At 40.3% G+C, this 18,906-nt stretch carries 27 protein-coding genes and 3 tRNA genes; 19 read left to right on the top strand and 11 right to left on the bottom strand.

The window, feature by feature from the left end; genetic code table 11:
- Positions 1–137 precede the first annotated feature (137 nt).
- Positions 138–911 carry a coenzyme F420-0:L-glutamate ligase gene (gene cofE / locus QXW63_03860; protein ID MEM3461028.1) on the top strand — a complete coding sequence of 258 codons (774 nt, stop codon included), beginning with the start codon at positions 138–140 and terminating at the stop codon, positions 909–911.
- Here the strand turns inward: cofE and QXW63_03855 are convergent.
- Positions 906–1,541 (bottom strand): MBL fold metallo-hydrolase, encoded by a 636-nt coding sequence (locus tag QXW63_03855; GenBank protein ID MEM3461027.1) that lies wholly within the window; start codon positions 1,539–1,541, stop codon positions 906–908. The genes cofE and QXW63_03855 overlap by 6 nt on opposite strands.
- Positions 1,542–1,661: 120 nt before the next feature.
- On the opposite strand from QXW63_03855, the gene QXW63_03850 reads away from it, so the two are divergent.
- From QXW63_03850 to QXW63_03840, 3 genes are all read left to right on the top strand, one after another.
- Entirely contained in the window at positions 1,662–1,868 is a 207-nt protein-coding gene (locus tag QXW63_03850) for a hypothetical protein (protein ID MEM3461026.1), read from the top strand.
- Positions 1,869–2,008: 140 nt separating this feature from the next.
- Positions 2,009–2,164, top strand: coding sequence for a hypothetical protein (locus QXW63_03845; protein ID MEM3461025.1), 156 nt, complete (start codon positions 2,009–2,011; stop codon positions 2,162–2,164).
- A gap of 119 nt (positions 2,165–2,283) precedes the next feature.
- On the top strand, positions 2,284–3,642 hold the full coding sequence (locus QXW63_03840) for a site-2 protease family protein (GenBank protein MEM3461024.1): 1,359 nt from the start codon (positions 2,284–2,286) through the stop codon (positions 3,640–3,642).
- Between the two features lie 376 nt (positions 3,643–4,018).
- Here QXW63_03840 and QXW63_03835 read toward each other — a convergent pair whose 3' ends face one another.
- A complete protein-coding gene (locus tag QXW63_03835) occupies positions 4,019–4,267 on the bottom strand; it encodes a hypothetical protein (protein MEM3461023.1) in 249 nt (82 codons plus the stop codon).
- 209 nt (positions 4,268–4,476) lie between these two features.
- Between QXW63_03835 and QXW63_03830 the strand changes: the two genes are divergently transcribed.
- The 7 genes from QXW63_03830 (at position 4,477) to QXW63_03800 (ending at position 9,243) form a co-directional block, all read left to right on the top strand.
- The gene (locus QXW63_03830) at positions 4,477–5,919 is read left to right on the top strand and encodes an NAD(P)/FAD-dependent oxidoreductase (protein ID MEM3461022.1); all 1,443 of its coding nucleotides are present in this window, start codon (positions 4,477–4,479) and stop codon (positions 5,917–5,919) included.
- A 60-nt stretch (positions 5,920–5,979) separates the two neighbouring features.
- The gene (locus QXW63_03825) at positions 5,980–6,651 is read left to right on the top strand and encodes a TIGR00289 family protein (protein MEM3461021.1); all 672 of its coding nucleotides are present in this window, start codon (positions 5,980–5,982) and stop codon (positions 6,649–6,651) included.
- A 246-nt stretch (positions 6,652–6,897) separates the two neighbouring features.
- Positions 6,898–7,473, top strand: coding sequence for a 50S ribosomal protein L15e (locus QXW63_03820; GenBank protein ID MEM3461020.1), 576 nt, complete (start codon positions 6,898–6,900; stop codon positions 7,471–7,473).
- A gap of 4 nt (positions 7,474–7,477) precedes the next feature.
- Positions 7,478–7,717, top strand: coding sequence for a ribosomal protein L13e (locus tag QXW63_03815; protein MEM3461019.1), 240 nt, complete (start codon positions 7,478–7,480; stop codon positions 7,715–7,717).
- Between the two features lie 34 nt (positions 7,718–7,751).
- Entirely contained in the window at positions 7,752–8,198 is a 447-nt protein-coding gene (locus QXW63_03810; protein MEM3461018.1) for an RNA-binding domain-containing protein, read from the top strand.
- Positions 8,195–8,938, top strand: a complete 744-nt coding sequence (locus QXW63_03805) for an RNase P subunit p30 family protein (GenBank protein ID MEM3461017.1) — start codon at positions 8,195–8,197, stop codon at positions 8,936–8,938. Before QXW63_03810 ends, QXW63_03805 begins: the two co-directional genes overlap by 4 nt.
- Entirely contained in the window at positions 8,923–9,243 is a 321-nt protein-coding gene (locus QXW63_03800) for an Rpp14/Pop5 family protein (protein ID MEM3461016.1), read from the top strand. The genes QXW63_03805 and QXW63_03800 overlap by 16 nt, the downstream gene beginning before the upstream one ends.
- Before the next feature lie 122 nt (positions 9,244–9,365).
- Here the strand turns inward: QXW63_03800 and QXW63_03795 are convergent, their stop codons facing one another.
- The 3 genes from QXW63_03795 to QXW63_03785 all read right to left on the bottom strand — a co-directional run bounded on the left by QXW63_03795 (position 9,366) and on the right by QXW63_03785 (position 10,778).
- A complete protein-coding gene (locus QXW63_03795; protein ID MEM3461015.1) occupies positions 9,366–10,106 on the bottom strand; it encodes a rhomboid family intramembrane serine protease in 741 nt (246 codons plus the stop codon).
- 144 nt (positions 10,107–10,250) lie between these two features.
- A complete protein-coding gene (locus QXW63_03790) occupies positions 10,251–10,622 on the bottom strand; it encodes a hypothetical protein (protein ID MEM3461014.1) in 372 nt (123 codons plus the stop codon).
- An 82-nt stretch (positions 10,623–10,704) separates the two neighbouring features.
- Positions 10,705–10,778: transfer RNA gene (locus QXW63_03785), tRNA-Val, on the bottom strand.
- A 130-nt stretch (positions 10,779–10,908) separates the two neighbouring features.
- Between QXW63_03785 and QXW63_03780 the strand changes: the two genes are divergently transcribed.
- On the top strand, positions 10,909–11,040 hold the full coding sequence (locus QXW63_03780) for a hypothetical protein (protein ID MEM3461013.1): 132 nt from the start codon (positions 10,909–10,911) through the stop codon (positions 11,038–11,040).
- Here the strand turns inward: QXW63_03780 and QXW63_03775 are convergent.
- A complete protein-coding gene (locus tag QXW63_03775) occupies positions 11,037–11,198 on the bottom strand; it encodes a hypothetical protein (GenBank protein MEM3461012.1) in 162 nt (53 codons plus the stop codon). The genes QXW63_03780 and QXW63_03775 overlap by 4 nt on opposite strands.
- A 295-nt stretch (positions 11,199–11,493) precedes the next feature.
- Between QXW63_03775 and QXW63_03770 the strand changes: the two genes are divergently transcribed.
- Positions 11,494–11,567: transfer RNA gene (locus tag QXW63_03770), tRNA-Phe, on the top strand.
- Between the two features lie 120 nt (positions 11,568–11,687).
- Here QXW63_03770 and QXW63_03765 read toward each other — a convergent pair.
- Entirely contained in the window at positions 11,688–11,981 is a 294-nt protein-coding gene (locus tag QXW63_03765) for a zinc ribbon domain-containing protein (protein ID MEM3461011.1), read from the bottom strand.
- Positions 11,982–12,039: 58 nt separating this feature from the next.
- Here QXW63_03765 and QXW63_03760 point away from each other — a divergent pair, with 58 nt between their 5' ends.
- Positions 12,040–12,567 (top strand): VOC family protein, encoded by a 528-nt coding sequence (locus QXW63_03760; protein MEM3461010.1) that lies wholly within the window; start codon positions 12,040–12,042, stop codon positions 12,565–12,567.
- A gap of 52 nt (positions 12,568–12,619) precedes the next feature.
- On the opposite strand, the gene QXW63_03755 is transcribed toward QXW63_03760, so the two are convergent.
- Entirely contained in the window at positions 12,620–13,174 is a 555-nt protein-coding gene (locus QXW63_03755) for a hypothetical protein (GenBank protein ID MEM3461009.1), read from the bottom strand.
- A gap of 86 nt (positions 13,175–13,260) precedes the next feature.
- On the opposite strand from QXW63_03755, the gene QXW63_03750 reads away from it, so the two are divergent.
- A complete protein-coding gene (locus tag QXW63_03750) occupies positions 13,261–14,532 on the top strand; it encodes a M28 family peptidase (protein ID MEM3461008.1) in 1,272 nt (423 codons plus the stop codon).
- A gap of 27 nt (positions 14,533–14,559) precedes the next feature.
- Here the strand turns inward: QXW63_03750 and QXW63_03745 are convergent, their stop codons facing one another.
- On the bottom strand, positions 14,560–15,849 hold the full coding sequence (locus QXW63_03745) for a DUF401 family protein (protein ID MEM3461007.1): 1,290 nt from the start codon (positions 15,847–15,849) through the stop codon (positions 14,560–14,562).
- 73 nt (positions 15,850–15,922) lie between these two features.
- On the opposite strand from QXW63_03745, the gene QXW63_03740 reads away from it, so the two are divergent.
- Both QXW63_03740 and QXW63_03735 read left to right on the top strand, forming a co-directional pair.
- A complete protein-coding gene (locus QXW63_03740; protein MEM3461006.1) occupies positions 15,923–16,333 on the top strand; it encodes a nucleoside 2-deoxyribosyltransferase in 411 nt (136 codons plus the stop codon).
- A gap of 74 nt (positions 16,334–16,407) precedes the next feature.
- A tRNA-Gly gene (locus tag QXW63_03735) sits at positions 16,408–16,485 on the top strand.
- A 187-nt stretch (positions 16,486–16,672) separates the two neighbouring features.
- On the opposite strand, the gene QXW63_03730 is transcribed toward QXW63_03735, so the two are convergent.
- Entirely contained in the window at positions 16,673–16,819 is a 147-nt protein-coding gene (locus QXW63_03730) for a hypothetical protein (protein MEM3461005.1), read from the bottom strand.
- A 159-nt stretch (positions 16,820–16,978) separates the two neighbouring features.
- A complete protein-coding gene (locus QXW63_03725) occupies positions 16,979–17,716 on the bottom strand; it encodes an HAD family hydrolase (GenBank protein MEM3461004.1) in 738 nt (245 codons plus the stop codon).
- 110 nt (positions 17,717–17,826) lie between these two features.
- On the opposite strand from QXW63_03725, the gene QXW63_03720 reads away from it, so the two are divergent.
- Positions 17,827–18,201 (top strand): hypothetical protein, encoded by a 375-nt coding sequence (locus QXW63_03720; GenBank protein MEM3461003.1) that lies wholly within the window; start codon positions 17,827–17,829, stop codon positions 18,199–18,201.
- 187 nt (positions 18,202–18,388) lie between these two features.
- Positions 18,389–18,892, top strand: coding sequence for an Lrp/AsnC family transcriptional regulator (locus tag QXW63_03715; protein ID MEM3461002.1), 504 nt, complete (start codon positions 18,389–18,391; stop codon positions 18,890–18,892).
- Positions 18,893–18,906: the final 14 nt, after the last annotated feature.

Genomic DNA, 18,906 nt, shown 5'->3' with positions numbered 1-18,906 from the left:
TGGTCACTTTGAGTTTAAGCATTATGAATCCAAAATAAAACTTCAAAATCTGTATAACATTCTCATTTAACTAGACAAATAAGCAAGAGATTTAACAAAGAAAGATAAAAACCTAGACTCTGTTAGGAGGAAAAAGTGTGAAAGGATTCACTGCGGTCGCGCTTGAAAATTTTCCTTTAGTGAACTCTGGGGATAATGTGGCAGAAATTATTGTTGAAACTGCAAGTAAAAATGGCTTGATTATTGAAGATGGAGATGTTGTGGTTGTTGCGCAGAAGATTTTTTCGAAGGCTGAAGGAAGAGTAGTGCGGTTAAGGGATGTTGTTCCTTCTAAAGAAGCTGTGGAAATTGCGAAATTAACTGGGAAAAGTCCGAAATTCGTTGAGTTGGTTTTGAAGGAATCAAATAAGATATTGAAGGCTTCTCGCGAAGTGTTACTTGTGGAAGATAAGCGCGGTTTGGTCTGCATAAACGCTGGAATAGACAAGTCAAATGTGAAGGGAAGAGGAAACTTTGCGTTGTTGCCAGAAAACCCTGATGAATCAGCAAGAAAGTGTCGTGTGGGCATCAAGAAGTTAACGGGTAAAAATGTTGCAGTGATAATATGTGACACTTATAGTCGTCCTTTTAGGCGTGGACAAGTGAACTTCGCTATAGGTGTTGCTGGCATCAAAAACTTCAAAGACTATAGAGGTAAAAAAGATTTTTTTGGGCAAATTTTAAAAGTAAAGAACGTCGCGGTCGTGGATGAAATTGCCGCAGCCGCAGAATTGCTTATGGGACAAGCAGAAGAAGCCACGCCAGTTGTAATTTTCAAAGGCTTGAACAGTATGGTAGAGTTTTGTGAAAAATGCAGCGCAAGTGAATTGCATATCTCAAGCGACGAAGACCTTTTCAAAAATGCGCTATAGCCATTGAAGAAATGGGTTGGCGTGTTTTTCTTCACCGATTGTTGTTGCTGGGCCATGTCCCGGATAAACAATGAGGTTTTCCGGTAACTGTGCCAATTTTCTTAGAGAGTTTTTCATATCGCGTTCAGAGCTTTCTGGGAAATCTACTCTTCCAATCGAACCTGCAAATAATGTGTCTCCGGTGAAGACTTCTTTTTTGCCCAGAAGTGAAATGCTTCCGCGGCTATGGCCTGGAGTGTGTATGACTTTTAAGAGTGTATTTCCAAACTTCACAGTGTCCTCTTCATGTAGCAGTATATCTGCTTGCGGCGAGAAATTGTGAAATCCAAAAAATTGAGCGATTTTCTTGCCTGTTTCGCCGAGCATGTGTGCGTCATATTCATGGATTAAGATTGGTATGTGAAATTTTTCCTTCACTGCATTATTCCCACATGTGTGGTCAGGGTGACCGTGGGTGTTTACAATAAATTTTGGTATTAGTTTTTCTTCGCTTAAGTGTTTGAAGATTTTTTCTGCTTCAGTATGCCCATCGAAACCTGGGTCAATTAGAATTGCTTCCTTTTTTTCTTCACAACTTACAATGTAGCAGTTTGTAAGTAAGCTGCCAACCGTAAACATTTGCACATTCATTTGTCGTCAGCCTTTGGAAACGAGGAATTTAATGTTAATAAACTGTTTCGTTTCTAGTAATGAAATATCAAAATTATTAAATTTCTCAACGAGTATTATTTTATGGAGATTGGAGAGCACTTGAGATTTCAAGAAATTGAGGACGCATTTGGTAATCTCAAAGTATGTCCCAAATGCAACTCCAAAGAAGGTTTCTGGCTGGGAATGAAACGCGATAAACCTTACGTTCATTGTAAAGGTTGCGGAGCGATATACGAACTTTATGAAATCTACATGGTTAGTAAAGAAGCTAAGACTTCCAAAAGGTTGACGTTTTTCAGAAAATAGTTCATGTTCCAGTTCAAAAACCGAACTTTATTAATTTCTTAAAGAACATTCATAAAAAGCCCATTCTAATTCAGATTCAGAATAAATAATAAATCATAATAATCAAATTTTATTCTTTTAGTCTTAAAAAGGTGAAAGACATGGTCAAAAAGGTGATTATTGAAATTTTGCTAGTTCCAGAAGCTATCGACAAACCATCTAATACAATTAGAAGTGAAATTTTAAGAGAATTTTCTGAAGGCTTTTTGTTGATTCCTTGGGCTCAAAGAATTGAAAAGCTTAAAATTGTCGAATAATATATGGGTTGTAAACTTTTTAGCGATACGCCACCAATTTGAAAGATTTTAAAATTCCAATAACCTTTTCTATTCCCACTCACTCATAGAAAACACCAAAACGCTAGGGAAAAAAGGTCATGACTGAAATACCAAGCGAAACCGCGGAAGCACCATTCGACCAAGCATATTTTGAGCAAATAACCGCGCTTGTAACTGCAGAGTTTCAAGTAGAAGAGGCATTGATAGAACATAACGTTCCAACATACTTTTTAAAACAGCCTCAAGAAACAAAAAACGCTTTTTTAAGATTGTTAGATAATCTAGAAAAGATAAATTTAATAGCGATTTTACGAAAACGTGATGGTAAAATTGTTTTAAAAGTGGTTCAGAAACCGCCTACAAAACCAAGCAACATTCTAATCAATTGGTTATTGTTTTTTGCTACTATTGGAACGACGTTTGCGACTGGATACTTGATTTCTCCTGCAATGATTAACCCGTTCATAAGCGGTGCAACATTCACGGTAGCTATAATGGCGGTTCTCGGAGCACATGAGATGGGACACAAATTAACCGCAAACAAGAGGAAAGTGGAATCGTCGCCACCATATTTCATTCCAGGCCCGCCGCCTGTTGGGCAAGTTTTTGGCATCGGCACCTTCGGCGCAGTTATAATGCAGAAATCTTTACCACGTAACAGAGACGCATTGTTTGACATAGGCGTAAGTGGGCCGCTTATAGGATTTGTTATTACTGTTATTGTCACTTTTGTTGGTCTTGCGCTTTCGCCAGTAGTGTACAGACTTCCTGAGGGACCGTTTGGGTCGTTTCCAATTCTCTTCGACCTTATAGGAACAGCGTTGAGTAATCTTGGTGTGTATGGACGCGGTAACATAATTCTTATACATCCTGTTGCTTTTGCGGGTTTCATAGGTATGATTGTTACGATGCTGAATTTGTTGCCTGCAGGCATGCTAGATGGGGGTCACGTTGCCACGTCTATTTTGGGCGGAAAATTGAGAGGCGTATTGAATGTTGTAGCAATTGTTTTTCTTGTAATCTATGGATATTATCCCATGGCTTTTTTTGTTCTGTTTTTGTCTCTTTTTCGGCATCCTGGACCTTTAGATGATGTGTCTTCTCTCTCGAAAAAGCGGAAATGCGTGATTCCCATACTCTTTATAGTTTTTATTCTTTGTGGGATAACTCTTCCTCCACCGCGGGTTCACTCTATCAAAATAGACTCTAACGTGCCAGGAGTTACTTTTTGGATACAATATGAAGGGTCTGAATATTTCCAGAGCAGTGCTCCTTGGGAAAGCACGTTGGCTGAAGGAACATATTTCATTCTTGTTAATTCAACTGTTATAATTGGCGGAACAGCCTACAGGTTTTTGTGGTGGGAAGATGGAAGCACTAGTCTGAATAGGACTGTGACTCTTAATCAAGATATGGTAATCTTTGCTAACTATACAATGAGCGCTCCCTTGCTTTAGATTGTTCTAGCTTGTATTTGTGTTGGACTGGTGAACAATAACATTTATTAAATATTGCTATACAAGACTCTGTTGAATAAGACCCTGTTCGAAACAATAATGTAATAGTAAATGTTAGGCGACACACCATGAAAGGCGCCGTAATCTTAATAGTCTTCTTCTTGTTGATTACGTCAGCCTCTATAATAATGCAATCACCAATGTTTCCTGGAAATATTTTCTGTGCACTACTTGGAGACGCCGTGCAAAACTTTTCCAGTTATTTAAGTGCCATTTTTAATGGCCTCTTCTATGGCGCAATCTTATGGCTAATCTTCGTTGCTATAAGTAAAAGGTTAGAAGAACAAAAGTAACATTAAAATTGTCATTGAGTTTTTCAGTTTTCTGGTTGTGATAGAAAACCTACAAGTTTTATTTTGCTTCCGCATTTGTTGCATATCAATGTCAATTCTGCCAGTTCATCGTTTTGGACTCTTGTTTCAACAATCTGGTAGACTTCTTCGGTTTCGTCTTCTGGCGATATCATAACTCCACATTTTGGGCATGGAAATGCGCCGTCTCCATCAATTTTTGTCAAATCAATTGTGTATGTCATGTTTTTATTAATTGTGGCTTTTTTCATCATGTTTTTGACACACCATTTTGTCTTGATTTTTTGATTGTGTTTCCATGGTTAGCCAAGAATATAATTAACAATTATGAATTTTCAATTCAGACTACAGATATGCTAAAACTATTTGCACATTTACAATCAGCAATTAAAGACCGTACTCTGCGAATCTGTGGAGTTTCTCACTATACATAACTTAATGGTAATGCTGACTCATACCAAGTGTGCAATGGCTTACTTCACAATTTATAAAGGTTTATTTATACAACAAAATATGGAATTTCACCTTTAAGGAGGAAAACCATTTGGAAAAGTTTGACGTTGTCGTGGTCGGCGCTGGAACAGCAGGTTGCCTAGCAGCGAAAACAACTGCAGAAGCGGGCTTAAAAGTTTGCATAGTTGAACGGAAAAAGCGGGAGGAGATTGGTGAAAAAATTTGTGGAGACGCTCTGGGAGAACATCACTTAAAAACTGTTGGTTTGGAAAAGCCCCAAGGCGGCGAGTTGGAAAAGAGAATTGAGGGTATTAAAATTTATTCGCCTGATTTAGAGACAATCTTCACTATTCACCACGAGGATTTTGTTGGCTACTTGCTGAATCGGCGCCTTTTTGGGCAGTGGTTGTTGGAAAAAGCCTTGGATGAAGGTGCCATTCTCATGGATTCTACGCTGTGTTTGGAGCCAGTTATTGAAAAGAATTTTGTAACCGGAGTTATGGTTAAAGATGTAAAGACGAGCAGAAATCTTCAATTAAAGAGCAAAGTTGTTGTGGACGCTAGTGGTTTTCCAGCAGTGATTAGACGGAAACTTCCAGAAAATATGAAAATAGAAACTGAAATTGCAAACGAGGATGTCGAGGCTTGTTATCGTGAAATTAGGCAGCTCAAACAAGAAACCAAGAACACAGACTACTGCGAAATTTACTTGAACCAGAAGGTAACGCCTGGTGGTTACACGTGGATTTTTCCTAAAGGCGGAGCAAAAGTCAACGTTGGCTTAGGAGTTTGCATGCATGGCAATTTTCCAAACCCAAAAAACCAACTTTACAAGCATATACTAACAAAACCCCTTTTTGAAGGTTCACTGCTTCTTACTGGCGGCTCTTGGTATGACCCAACACGTAGACCCTTAGATAGTATGGTTGGAAACGGAGTTGCAATTCTTGGCGACGCAGCGTGCCTAGTAAATCCGATACATGGTGGCGGAATTGGTCCGTCTATGCTCAGCGGCTATCTTGCTGGAAAAACTATAGCTGACGCTTTGGAAAAGGGAGATGCAAGCCGAGAATCATTATGGTCTTACAACTGTAAGTATATGGAAATGTACGGGACGAAACAAGCAGGGCTTGATGCTTTTCGCATGTTGCTTTTGACATGCCGCGACGAAGATTTGAACTATGGAATGAAATATAGACTCTTGACTGAAGAAGATGTCTTGAAAGCTGGCTTGGGCGAAGAGTTCCATTTGAACATAACGGAAACTGCCAAGCGAGTTTTCAAAGGCTTAAAAAGAATACGATTTCTGAACAAGCTCAGAATCACTGCTAACTTAATGAAGCAGATAAAAGTTCACTACAAAAACTATCCAGAAACTCCGGAAAATTTTGAGAAATGGCAAGGAGAAACAGAGGCTTTATTCAGGGAAGCGAGAGCAAAACTTGTGGAGTGACACTATTCAATTTCTTTAAATTTGGGATTATTGGTTAATTAGTTAGAAGTGTAATGCTACATGCGTGTTGCGGTTTTAGCTACCGGTGGAAAGGATTCTACCTTAGCGCTTTATAGAGTCTTAAACGCGGGTCATGACGTGAAATGCTTGGTGAGTATGATTCCTTTGAGAGAAGATAGCTGGATGTTTCATTACCCAAACATTCGCCTAATGGACTTGTTTGCGCAAGCCGTTGAAATACCGCTTGCAAAAGCGGAAACGTCTGGAATAAAGGAGAAAGAAGTTGAAGACCTTAAGCATTTAATCGGGACGCTTGATGTTGACGCGGTGGTCTCCGGCGCAATCGCCTCAAACTATCAAAAAATAAGAATTGAAAAAATCTGTGAACAACTGAAACTAAAATGCATGACACCCCTTTGGGGAGAAAACCCATTAAGCCTTATAAAAGAAGTTCTGCAACAGCGATTTGAGACCATAATCACTGGAGTTTATGCGCATGGCTTTAGCCGAGAATGGCTTGGAAGAAAAATTGATGAAGCCACAGTTAAGGCTTTAATTGAGTTAAATAGGCAGTATGGAATTTCAATTGTTGGCGAAGGAGGTGAATACGAGACACTCGTGCTTGACGCGCCCTTTTTCAAAAAAAGAATAAGCATTATTGAAGCAAAGAAGACGTGGAAAAATCAAAGCGGATATTTTCTTGTCACCAAAGCAATGCTCGAGAACAAATGATTATTTCTGAAGTGGTACATTAGAACCAGTTATACTCTGAAATTTTCAATCCCAATTTTCCACAAGCAAACCTCTCGAAAGTTCAATTTATTTATAAGGGGGGCTAGAGACTCCGAGAAGCTACAAGTTATCCGGAAAAGTTTATTTTACTGCATGATGCTATGAATCAAAGCTATTGGCGGATTAAACGTCCGCTGGGATGTAGCCTGCAAAGGCTGAACCATAAACTAGTGTGAGGTGAATGAAATGGCATACAAGTACATAGCCGAAGCTTGGGCAAAACCAGAAAAATCCTTCGTAGACGAGTTAATGCGCCAAAGATTAATAGAATGGCGAAAGCAACAAGCAATAACTCGCATAGAAAAACCAACACGTTTGGACAGAGCAAGAAAACTAGGCTACAAAGCAAAACAAGGCTTCGTGATGGTTCGTGTACGCGTCAGACGCGGCGGCTTAAGAAAACAGAGACCAAAAGCTGGAAGAAGACCAAAAAGAATGGGTGTAAAGAAGTTTAAGCCTGCCAAAAGCCTAAGACTAATCGCTGAAGAAAGAGCCGCGAGAAAGTTTCCAAACCTTGAAGTTCTCAACTCTTACTGGGTAGGCGAAGACGGACGCTCAAAATGGTTCGAAATAATCATGGTTGACCCACACCATCCTTCAATAAAAAATGACAAAAACATCAATTGGATATGCCAAAAACAACATAAAAAACGAGTCTTCAGAAGCCTAACAAGCGCGGGCAAAAAAGTTAGAGGCTTAAGAAACAAGGGACGCGGAGCCGAAAAGGTTAGGCCAAGCAGAAAAGCAGCTAGAGGAGATTAGGCTGATGATTGCAGTAAAGCCTACAGTTTTCAAAAAGAATGGAAAACAGCGTCTTGGAAGAGGTTTCAGCCGAGAAGAACTGAAGAAAGCCGGAATAAGCGTGAGTGACGCTTTGAAGCTTGGCGTTCCCGTGGATTTGCGAAGAAGAACCGTGCACGAGGGAAATATTGCTACTGTTAAAGAGTTCTTGAAACGCAAAAAAGCTGAATCTAAACCTAAGAAAAGAGGAAAATCTAAAAGTTAAGCCGTTGTTTATTCATGATTAGTGTGATGCGTGTTTGCCTTCTAAAATTCCTATAGGCTACATTGACATACGAGTCTTTGCCCATGCAACAGAAGACGTAAACAAGGTTCTCAACGCTGTATACAATACGCTTCCAGCCGAAGTAATCGAAAATGTTGTCATCAAACGAACAAATCTATCTGGTCACCATGGAAACCCAATAATTCTTTTAGAAACAAGAATCAAAGAAAAAAGCGCCGTCCAAGCAGTTTTTGAAAAGTTGTCTTCTGGACTGAGCATCATAGACAAAGAGCAACTGAGCAGTGAAATTAAAGAGCACTTGGACAAAGGAAACCTTTACTTGAGACTCGATAAGCAGTCGGCTTATTTGAATGAGATTAAGCTCTCCCGCGCGGACCCAATCCACTTCTGCATTCACTTCCAAAAATCTAACCCAGAAGAAATAGTGAACATCTGCCGAAAATTTGGGATGCTTCCATGAAAAGAATCTTTGCAGACTTTCATTTATGCCCAAATTTGAGAGACCTTGAACAAACTGCACGCATAATAAGAAAAGCTTCTCAGTTAGGTTACCGCCTCATCGCAGTGCCTTTACCATCAAACTTTCCTGAAGACAGACTTACACAATTGCAGAATCTTTGCAGCGAAGCCGGCGTCGATTTTGCATCCCGCATTGATTTGAAACCCAAAACACCCAAAGAATTATTGAGCAGTTTAAGAAATTTTAGAAGAAGATTTGAAATAGTCGCGGTGATGTGCGACTCTAAAAGTGTGGCAAGACAAGCAGCAAAAGACCGCCGTGTAGACCTCTTAAATTTCCAATCCGTCGATTTCCACAAAAGATTCTTTGACAAAGCAGAAGCAGAATTAGCCTCACAAAGCTTTGCCTCTCTTGAAATTGACCTGAAACCATTACTTGTTCTGGAAGGACCAGCTAGAACTAGGCTTCTTTCATATTTGCGAAGAGAAGTAGCGATTGCGCAGGAGTTTCATGTTCCAATTGTTATGTCCAGCGGAGCTTCAGAAGAACTGTTACTACGCAAGCCGCGGGAATTGGCTTCCCTAGCTTCTCTTTTCGATTTAGACACAGCATCAGCCATAAAGGCGGTTTCAGAAAATCCAGTGGCAATCGTTCGAAGAAATAGAGAAAAGCTGGATTCCCGGTTTGTTGCGCCTGGAATACGTATTATAAGGAGAGGAAGAGATTGCGAAGAAATGTGAGGTGGCGCTACCTCGCCTTAAGAATAGATGCTGAAGACACGTTTACTTCAAAAGAATTGATGGATACGATTTGGAATTCCGTTTCCAAGCTTTATGGCGAGTATGGCGCAAGCCGGACAGGTTTGGCTTTGATTGATTATGACGCAGAAGAAAAGTTTGCTGTTATCCGCGCTACGCATGTTAGTCTCGAAAATGTTAGAACGGCAATAGCTGTGATAACCAGTATTGGGAACAAGCCTGCTACAATCCATGTTTTGGCTGTTTCTGGAACCATTAGGGCGCTACTCAAAAAGACAAAACATTAGTCGCTTTATGAAAGCTTATTTGGCTGTTTTTCGTTAGTCTTTTTGGGGGATGATGTAGCCGTCCCAGTCTGATTTATGCAGATGAGGAACTTATGACGGGCAGACCCCAAAACCATTACTAGCTAGAAACTACGCTTGGCATCTCGAACCTTTTTCATTCTCCGCCCAAAAATAAGAGCTAAAACCATTCCAGCAATAAAACCGCCTATGTGTGCCCAATAAGCGACTCCTCCGGAGATGTCGAAGAATCCATAAAACCATTGCATTATGAACCAGAAACCAAGAAAAATTACTGCTGGAACTGGCACTATTATTGGCCACCCAAAGAAAACCAGTGTGAGGATTCTTGATTTTGGATAAAGTATAAGATAAGCGCCTAAGACTCCTGAAATTGCTCCCGAAGCTCCAACGACGCCCGTCATCAAGTCTGAGCTGGAAGAGATGCCGATTAAATTACCTATCGTGGGTGCAAAAAATATGCTCATTATGTGTGATAATGCTGCGGTTATTCCGCAAACAAGATAAAATATTAGGTAACCAACATGTCCAAAAGTGTCTTCCACATTATCTCCGAAAATGTAAAGGTAAAGCATGTTACCAAGTAAATGGAAAAGTCCTTCCATTAATCCTGACGGGTCATGCATAAACATTGAAGTTATAATCGTGTAAAGTCGCTGTCCCTTAATTATTTGATATGGATACATGGTAAAGTTTTGGCTCATGTCTTCTGCAAACTTAACATCTAAAATTATGTTGAAGTTGGCAAGCCAAAAAACTATGAAAACAACAATGTTTGCGGTTAATATTAAACGATTTACATGTGGCGTTCGCAAAGACCTTGTCAAATCTCTTAACGGAAACAAATGCTGGCAACCTTGTTACTGATAAGTTTTATAGTTGAATAATTATTCCTTTCCTTTTTACAAGCAGAATAGAGTCTCTTAGAGCAACATAGTTAAGCTTCTAAATGTTGTTTTACACCAAGTTTTCTACGGTATACCCAGTTCTCAGCGAACCATACACTCAATCATTTTGCCACATGTAAGGCACTCGTCAGGAATAGGCATGTCCCTTGAACGTTTTTTCAAATAACCCAAAAAATGTTTACATTGAAAATCTTTGTCTTCCGCTATCCCTTTCTTCTCAGAAACGTTCATTGCGCTTCTTTTTTCTTCGCTTTTTTCTGTCTTTATATTGCCAACTTTTACCATGCAACGGGGACATGCCAGATAAGTTCGCGCACTTCCGTTGGACGTGACTGTTGCCAAAAGCGGCTTCTGAAAGATTTCTCCACAAGTGCCACACGTGAAACCATCACGTGCTTCTCGCGATGAATAATCTTCATTATCAAACTTTAATGAATCAACACTTCTTCGCATGGTCTTCACCTTTGTCAGATATGAATAGTGAATATTAATATGTAATAAACCTTTTTGAAGACATGTACAACAAAAAGACACATGGGCCCGGCCGGATTTGAACCGGCGACCTTCGCCGCGTGAGGGCGACGTCCTAACCAACTAGACTACGGGCCCTCTTTTGGTTTCTAGCTATTTGTTTTGTCTTTGGCTTTCTGATATTGTTTACTGTGGGATTTGAAATACGTATTTTGGCTTCATAAAATCTTTGCTTCTAGTTTTTGAACAGAGAAGCGGTGAAGTGTGTTTGAATAGTCTTGGAAATGATGTGGATTTGGAAAAAAGAAAAATTGATAGAGTCTTGAAAATCTATTGCTTTTTGCTATCCGCCTTTACGGGTTATCTTTTTATCTATATTTTGCGGTTGCTGATTGTTTAAGAAGCCTTCACCGTTATTTTTTTCACTTTTTTAGCCCAAGGAATAGAAACCGCATCTTCATTAAACCACTCAAACAGTTCTCGTGTGATTGTTTCATTGTTTTCCATAAGACTTTCATCGACCAATTCAACCGTGATTAACGCTGTTTTCTTTTTCATGTTTCATTCCCTCTGCAGTCTACATCACTTTTTTTGGGTTTTAAGCAGTATTTCCCTTCTTGATGTATCATGAATTATGATTCTGAATCCAAAAACGACTGAAACTTTGTTCCATAAACCTTTTCAATAAAACCTTCAACTTCAACAATAGGTGCAATTTAGGAAGCTTACATAAACTTCTCCTTTCTCCCTTCTCCTCTCGGCTAGGTGAGAAACAAAAACTTGCACCCAACCGTTCTGGTTTTTAATTCAGAAAACTTAAAAACACGATAGTCCTTTTTGAATTGTTGACCTTGCCGAGGTAGCTCAGCCTGGGAGAGCGCCCGGCTGAAGACCGGGTTGTCGCAGGTTCAAACCCTGCCCTCGGCACTGAATCCTCTTTCTGAAAAGAGCTTTCATTGAGAAAGAGAGAGTTTGTTTCTGAGGTTTTTTGTATGTTTTAAGCTTCCATGTGGAATTTAGGTTCAAGCCTGGTTCTTTACTTATGACTCATTCCTTCCTCTGTTTAGCTCCACAGTAGGAGCATTCTTCAGAAGCTATTGGAATTTTTTCGCCGCACTTAATACATTTCTTGAGGAAGGCGTTTTCACGTCTAACTCCTTTAATTTCTTTGTAAAGTTCTATGTAACCGCATTTTTCGCAGTAATAAGGAACAATTCCATCACCTAAAATATCGCCTCTCTTTGCCAAATAAACACTTGACAACACGCGAGTAGCCGTAGCCAATCTGTCTCCTCTAACCATGTCTCCACCACACTTAGGACACTTCTGATTTTCACTCATAACTTAACGCCTCCCATATTGATTTGGAAGATAAACAATAAAGAATTTGCCTCTAACCATGCTCACGAAGTCTTTTGAGTTTGTTTTGTCTAAATCTGCACCTTGCCTTCGGCACCGCATAAATAGTTTAAAATATAAATTTATGCCAAAATATGAGTGTGGAAAAGGAATGAAGTTTACTTATACTGGTATCCGAGTTAAGAACCTAAAACGTTCTATTGAGTTTTATACTAAGACAATGGGCATGAAAGAAATTCGGAGGGGAAAAATGCGGGCGGGCGGTATATTTGTGCAATTGAAAAATAAAGGGTCGCAGCAAATTTTAGAGCTGGACTATTACCCGCCTGGAACGAAATACTATGAAGAATATGTGGAGGGTTCAGAGTTAGATCATTTGGCTTTTTGGTGTAAGGATGTTCGGAGAAGTTATGAAAAAGTGCTTGCTGGTGGTGCGACCTCCGCCGTTGAAGCGTGGGATGAGGATGGTTACACTTTAGCATTTGTTAGAGATCCTGATGGAATTTGGATTGAGTTGATCGGAAAGACTGTGAAGTTAACTTCTAACAAATCCTCTAGGAAACTTTAGGCGATTTTAATATTATTTTTAATACGAGCCTTTGATTGTGGGTTCATGTCTTTTACTGATTTTTGTTCCCAATGTAGTTCACTTCTAGTGTGGCGGCTAGCTTTTGTAGGTCTTGTTTGCTCATCCATTCTGTCCATAGGTATTGGCATATTCTTTGGTCAGATAGTCCCATTCTTCGAGCTTCTTCTACTGCGTAGCGGTAGGCTTCAATTTCCGTTGGTCTATCAATGTAGCTGTATTGCTCATCGAATAGTTTGCGTCTTTGCAAAAGTTGTCGTACATGCACTAATTCGTGAATTAAGTCCAAGTAGATGTCAATCTTGTCTCCGTTTTTCAAGTAGTTAGCATTTATCATTAAGTGTCCATTTCTCTCGTCTACCCACATGTAGCCGCCTATCCACGTGAACTTAATCTTCAAATTGCGGAGCACTTCTTCTGTTTTGTCGCCGAATATTCGTTTGACTGCTTCAGCCTTCTCCATGCCTTTAAAGTAGTCAGTAAACGCGTAAGCTGAGCTTCCCATACGTAAGATTCTGTCTAGTCGAAGTTTTCCAATCAGATGCCACATTTTGAGCATTAATAGTTCGCGTGCATCCATCCTAGCCATCACTTTAAAATAATCTCCACTTCACGGTCTAATAGTCTTTATTAATCATTGTGTGTAGATTAGTTAGGAAAAGGTGAAAATGCAAAATGAAAGTTTTTGATGCTGTTTCAGCGTATCGTTTTATGGAGAGGCTTGTCAAAGAAGTTGGAAATCGAGAATCAGGAACCGATAAAGAGCGTCAAGCGGCGCATTTGATAAAGGCATGGTTTGAAGAGTTTGGGCTTGCTAATGTGAGAATGGAAGAGTTTGAGGTTCAGACAAGCCGCATTTTAAGAGAGGAGGCTTTGCTTCCAGACGGCGCGCGGCTTGCGTGTGCTGCTGTTGGTAATTCGCTTTCGACTCCGCCGGAAGGTGTTGAAGGCGAAGTAGTTATGTTAGAGTCTACATCGCCTGAGGCGTTGAAGAAAATTGAAGGTAAAATTGCTGTTTTGGGCTTAGTTCCGTTTCAGAAAGATTTTGAAAAAATTTTGAAAGCTAAGCCCTTAGCCTTGATTTTTCCTTCTCGGACTCCTTTGGCTCCGGCGATTTATCGTTCGGTTAGGGCTGAATATGTTGAAAAGCAAAATGTTCCAGCGGTTTCAATGGCGCATGATGATGTGCTGAACGTGTTAAAGGGTCCGCGGAGGCTTAGGATAATTACGGAAGTAGAGAAAATAACCGCTAAGAGCCAAAATGTTATTGGCGAAGTGCCGGGAGTTGTTGAAGATGAAGATATACTGATTGGAGGACATTACGATACTGTTAGAAGCGTTATGGGCGCGCATGACAATGCCGCTGGAACCGCCGTAGTGCTTGAGTTGGCAAGAATTTTTGCGCAGGAGAAACTGAATCGCACATTGAGGGTTGTCGCTTTTGGCTCTGAAGAACTTGGACTGCGAGGCTCTTTCTATCACGCTGAAAACTCTGAGAATACTCGGAATCTCAAGCTTTGTCTCGACTTTGACGTTCATGGAATATTGCTTGGCGAGTTAAGCGCGGTTGTTCTTGGACCGGAAGAAGTTAAGTCATTGTTGTCTTTTACTGCCAAGGAGCTTGGAATTTCTCTTCGCGTTAGTAGCGAGTTGGGAATGGGCGGTTCAGACCACATGCCTTTGGCGTTTTATGGTGTTCCTTCTGTTATGTTGTCACGTGCTGGCGGCGCGGCTCAGATAATGCACACGGACCTAGAGGATTTGCGTTGGTGTGATTCAGAGGCTTTTGTTCCGGTAGGTAGATTGAGTCAAACACTTCTGGAGCGTTTGTTAAAGGCCGAGGAGTTGCCTTTTGAGAAGAAAATTCCAAACGATATTGCTAAGGCTCTTGAGAAAAGGTTTGAGGATTCGGGAATCAAAAAGAAGAGTGTGCAAGGGACTCAATAAAAACGTCTTCAAAACGCGTTAGGATTATTAGATTAGGAAGTAAATGAGTAGCGCCATTGGAAATGTTACTAGAAACGATGGGATTACGTACTTGTAGACTTTGCCTAATGTGCATTTGAAATAGTCCGCTGTAAACGTGAAGCACAAGTGTGTTGGCGCGATGGTGTATCCGAGATAAGCGCTAATGTAAATTAACGCGGCTACGCTGGGCGTGGCGAGTGATGTTCCGCAAAGAATTGGAATGCTTACGGCGACGCCGCTGACTGGTGAGCCTGTTAAGACGCCTAAGATTGCTGGGATTGTTATTAATAGTAGGATGCTGGTTGTGCCTCCGCTGTTTGTTACGAATGTTGAGAACACGTTTGAAATTTCTGGTGTCGTCATGATTTTTCTTAGTAAGAATGCACCGTAGGCTGCTGCTGTTATTCCATAGATTCCCCAGCTTTTGAATGGTCTCTTGAAGACTGCAAAATTCAGTTTGGAAATGGCGATTAAAATTAGCAATCCTACTAAAATTGCTATTACGGTGTGGAAACCTTCTAGGGATAGACCAATCGAATCCATGGATATTGCGACAATTATCGTTGCCAGAATAGGACTAAAAGTGACGAAAAAAGTTTTGAGGTTTGAGTTTTTTGTTTGTTTGTTGCCGTTTGTTTCTTCATTTTTGTATTTCGGGACTTTCCAGAAGCCGATTATGAATCCGATTATTATCATGACGAGAACTACGGGAATCTGCCGCATAATTATCAAGGGTATTGCTACTCCCGTGAGCGCGGCGGTTGTGATTATTGGCGGACTTAAGGGGTAAACGGGAAAAATCGTGTGTCGGAACCAAATGTTCACGTAGGCTTTTCTGTTTGGCTTTAGCTTAAGTTTTTCAGCTTCTGTATCAACGAGTGGCGCTGACATTAATGCGCCGCCGGCGACTGGTAGAAGCCCTATGATTGCGGGTAATACGCTTAGCACGATTTTTGGGTTTTTGATGAGGTTGCCTACACTTTCGCTTAGCTTGTTTATTATTCCCGTTTCTTTGTAGAGTTGGCTTAGTAGCATAATGTCGAAGGTTGCGAGTACAACTGAAATTGCCAGTGGGTCAGTGGTTGTTTGCCAGATTATCAGCGGGATTGCTGTCCAGTCGAGTGCGAGCAACGCCAAAAGCAGAGCTGTCACGTTTAGGGTTATTCCCAAGTTCACACGCTTATACAATAAGGCTATCAGAAAAGCTAATGAGGCGATTATTGCGATTGTCGGGTCCACTAGTCCCAAATTTTCTGCTCCCTTTTCGGCTTTGAGAAAATTAGGATGTGATGGCATACTCTTAATTCTTTTCCTTTGTTAATGAGGAAATCTTTTAAAAGTCACATGTGCGTTTTGCGTGTTGATTGCCATGAAGAGTAAGGTTTTCGTTTCTGGTCCAATTCAAGGCATGGAAACAGAACAGTCTTATAGAGATGTTATTCGTGAAATTTGTGTTCGGCACGGTTTTGAAGTTGTTGACCCTTGGGAACGTGAAAAGGTCATTTATAGAGGCGAGGAACATGGCTGGTGGGATAAGGTTCCGGCGGCTGATTTCATAAAAAGAGATTTGGAAGACATAGAAAAATGCGATATTTTAATTGCGTATCTCCCTACTCTTTCAGCTGGAACATGCATGGAACTCTTCTACGCCAAACTCAAAGACAAAAAGACCATATGCATATGCAAAATTGAAAATCCCAGTCCATGGATAACCGTTCACTCCGACATAATCCTAAAAGACATAGAAGACCTTGACAATCTTCTAGACCAAAACTCTTAACAGAACGCTAATGTTTAATGGCAAATGTTCAGAAAAAGAAAATAAGCACCAAAGCAAAATTTCATTGCCAGTACGCGGTTGTAGTCTAGCCTGGTCTAGGACATCAGCCTGCCACGCTGACGACCCGGGTTCAAATCCCGGCAACCGCACCATACCACGATAAAATATGATTTCGGGTTTATGTCTGCTGAATAACCCTGAATTTATTGTTCTTTTAGTCTTGTCTGCGCAAATGATAGTCGGTTTGATGCGCATTTTATGTTCTGAAAAAATGAGTGTTAACATCTAAAATTTATGGGAATCTACTCTGTCTATTTTGAATTCGATTTAGCCGCGTATTTATTCGTTGATGATTTGCATTTTTTCTATTTTCGCCGCCCATGGAATTACATGCGTGTTTTCTGAGAGCTCATCACGAATCTCCGCTTCGAGTTCTCTGTCTGTTTTCTCTGCACTTTCTTCGACAAGCAAAACTTCAATTAACAACTTTTTTGTCGTAGCCTCTCCACCTCCCATTATGTTATGTTGAGAAACAGTAGCATCCATTAGTGAGGTTAAAAAGGATTTCTTCCACAATTTAAGCAGAAACGTTTCTAATAATACATTTCTGTTTCTTCAAAGTGTTTAAAGCATCATTTTTTAATATCAAGATTTTAAAAAATTTCTAATTTCTTTGCAAAGCATACAAATATCCTTTACAATCAAGTCTGGTTTCTGTTGGCTTTCCATAAGGTTTTCAAGTGAATAAAACTGTGAAGGAACAAAAACTGTTCTCATTCCAACAGTCTTCGCGCCTTTCATATCCTCTAACGGGCTGTCTCCCACATAAACAGTTTCTTCCGCTTTCACTCCAAGCCTTCTGATTGCTTCTTCAAAAATCTTCGCGTGAGGCTTGCGCCAACCAACAGCTTCCGAAACCAAAACAACGTTAAAAAACCTGTTTATGCCCAGTTTTCTCAAACCTGCATAGATTACTGGTGCATACGTGAAGTTTGAGATTAAACCAAGTTTGTAGTCTCCGCAGACTTTGCTGAGCGTCTTTTTTGCGCATTTTCTAAGTTCGAAGGAGTTCACGTAATCTTCAAAGAAAACGTTTACAGCCGCTTTTATGCGCGTGTCTTCCGGAGATGTTGCGAATCCTAGAGTGTTTAGGGCTTCTGAAATCCACACCGCATTTGTCACTTCGACCAGTTTTTGATAGCGTATGACGCGGTATTTCTCGTGCGCTTGAGTGTAGGCTTCCAGAAAATTTTCAAGACTGACGTTGAATCCTGCTTCGGCAATTGCCTTATACAATTTGACTTTTGAATTTTCTAGGCTATAGTTTTTAACGTCTGTTAAGGTGCCGATGAAGTCGAAGATTATTGCTTTTGTAAGCGCCAAGCATTGTTCCTCTTTTGCCTTTTTAGTTATTATTGATTCGTTTTTGGAATGTTTATTTGAATATAATAAGATTTACGTACACGTTCAATTATCTGACATATTGAACCTCCATGTCCTTCAGAGATTACCTTCACGAGAAAGCAGAAGAATCAAGACACAACGAAACACTCTCTTACCTAATGTTTTTAGCAGGCGCCATTTTCCTTGTAGGCGGCATCCTCGAAACCTTAAGCCTAACGTCACAGCCTAATTGGTTCCTTATTTTTCCATACGTCACCGAACCGTTTGTGGGGGCAGTTTTAGGTCTATCTCTGATTATTAGCGGATGCTCTCTCATAGTCTTTGGGATAATTGTTGGCCTAAACTACTCTCGTGATAGAGGCTGGTATATGGAAGAACTGCGCAAAGCAAACTCTATGGAAGAAACCATGCTGCAAGAGAAATCGCCGAAAACTGCACGCAAAAAGAAAAACGCAACCTCATAACCCATTTTTAGACAAGTCCAAATTCAAACGTCTTTTTCTGTAGGGTGACTTGGAATAACTTAAATATCAAGCCTTGTGGAAGAGAAAGAAGTAATTCTCTGCAAAATGCGGTTTGAAATGTGTTTTATGTGAATCTTGATTTCTGTTTCCGAAAACATTAATAACTCTGAAAACACAGCGAAATGCCATGAAACAAGAAAACATCGCTAAGCTGTTGAAAGAGTTAATTCGCAACTCAAAAAGAAGTGATAGAGAACTAGCTAAAGCTGTTAATTTATCGCAGCCAACTGTGACTAGACTTAGGAAACTCGCGGATAAATATGTTAGAAGTTACACGATTGTTCCGGAATTTGGCAGGATTGGCTACGAACTTTTAGCGTTCACGTTCGTGAAAGCTAGGACGTACGAGAAAGCCACGGTTGAAGAGAGAATTCGGTTAGTGAAGGAGTGGTATAAGAAGCATCCTAATGTGATTTTTGCTTCTGATGGAGAAGGACTGGGAAAAGATGGCATAATAGTTTCGGTTCACAAGAATTATTCCAAATATGCTGATTTCATGCGGGATTTCATATTGAGCTTTGCTGATTTTGCAAGCGATGTCCAATCTTTTCTTGTGAGTTTGAAAACGGGAATAATCTTGAAACCTTTCGACTTGACATATCTTGCAGACGACATAGACAATTTAGAATAGCTAAACGTTCCTTT

It is taken from the genome of Candidatus Bathyarchaeia archaeon (assembly GCA_038873195.1).
Lineage (GTDB): Archaea > Thermoproteota > Bathyarchaeia > Bathyarchaeales > Bathycorpusculaceae > DSLH01.
This window is presented reverse-complemented; position numbering and strand designations above follow the sequence as displayed.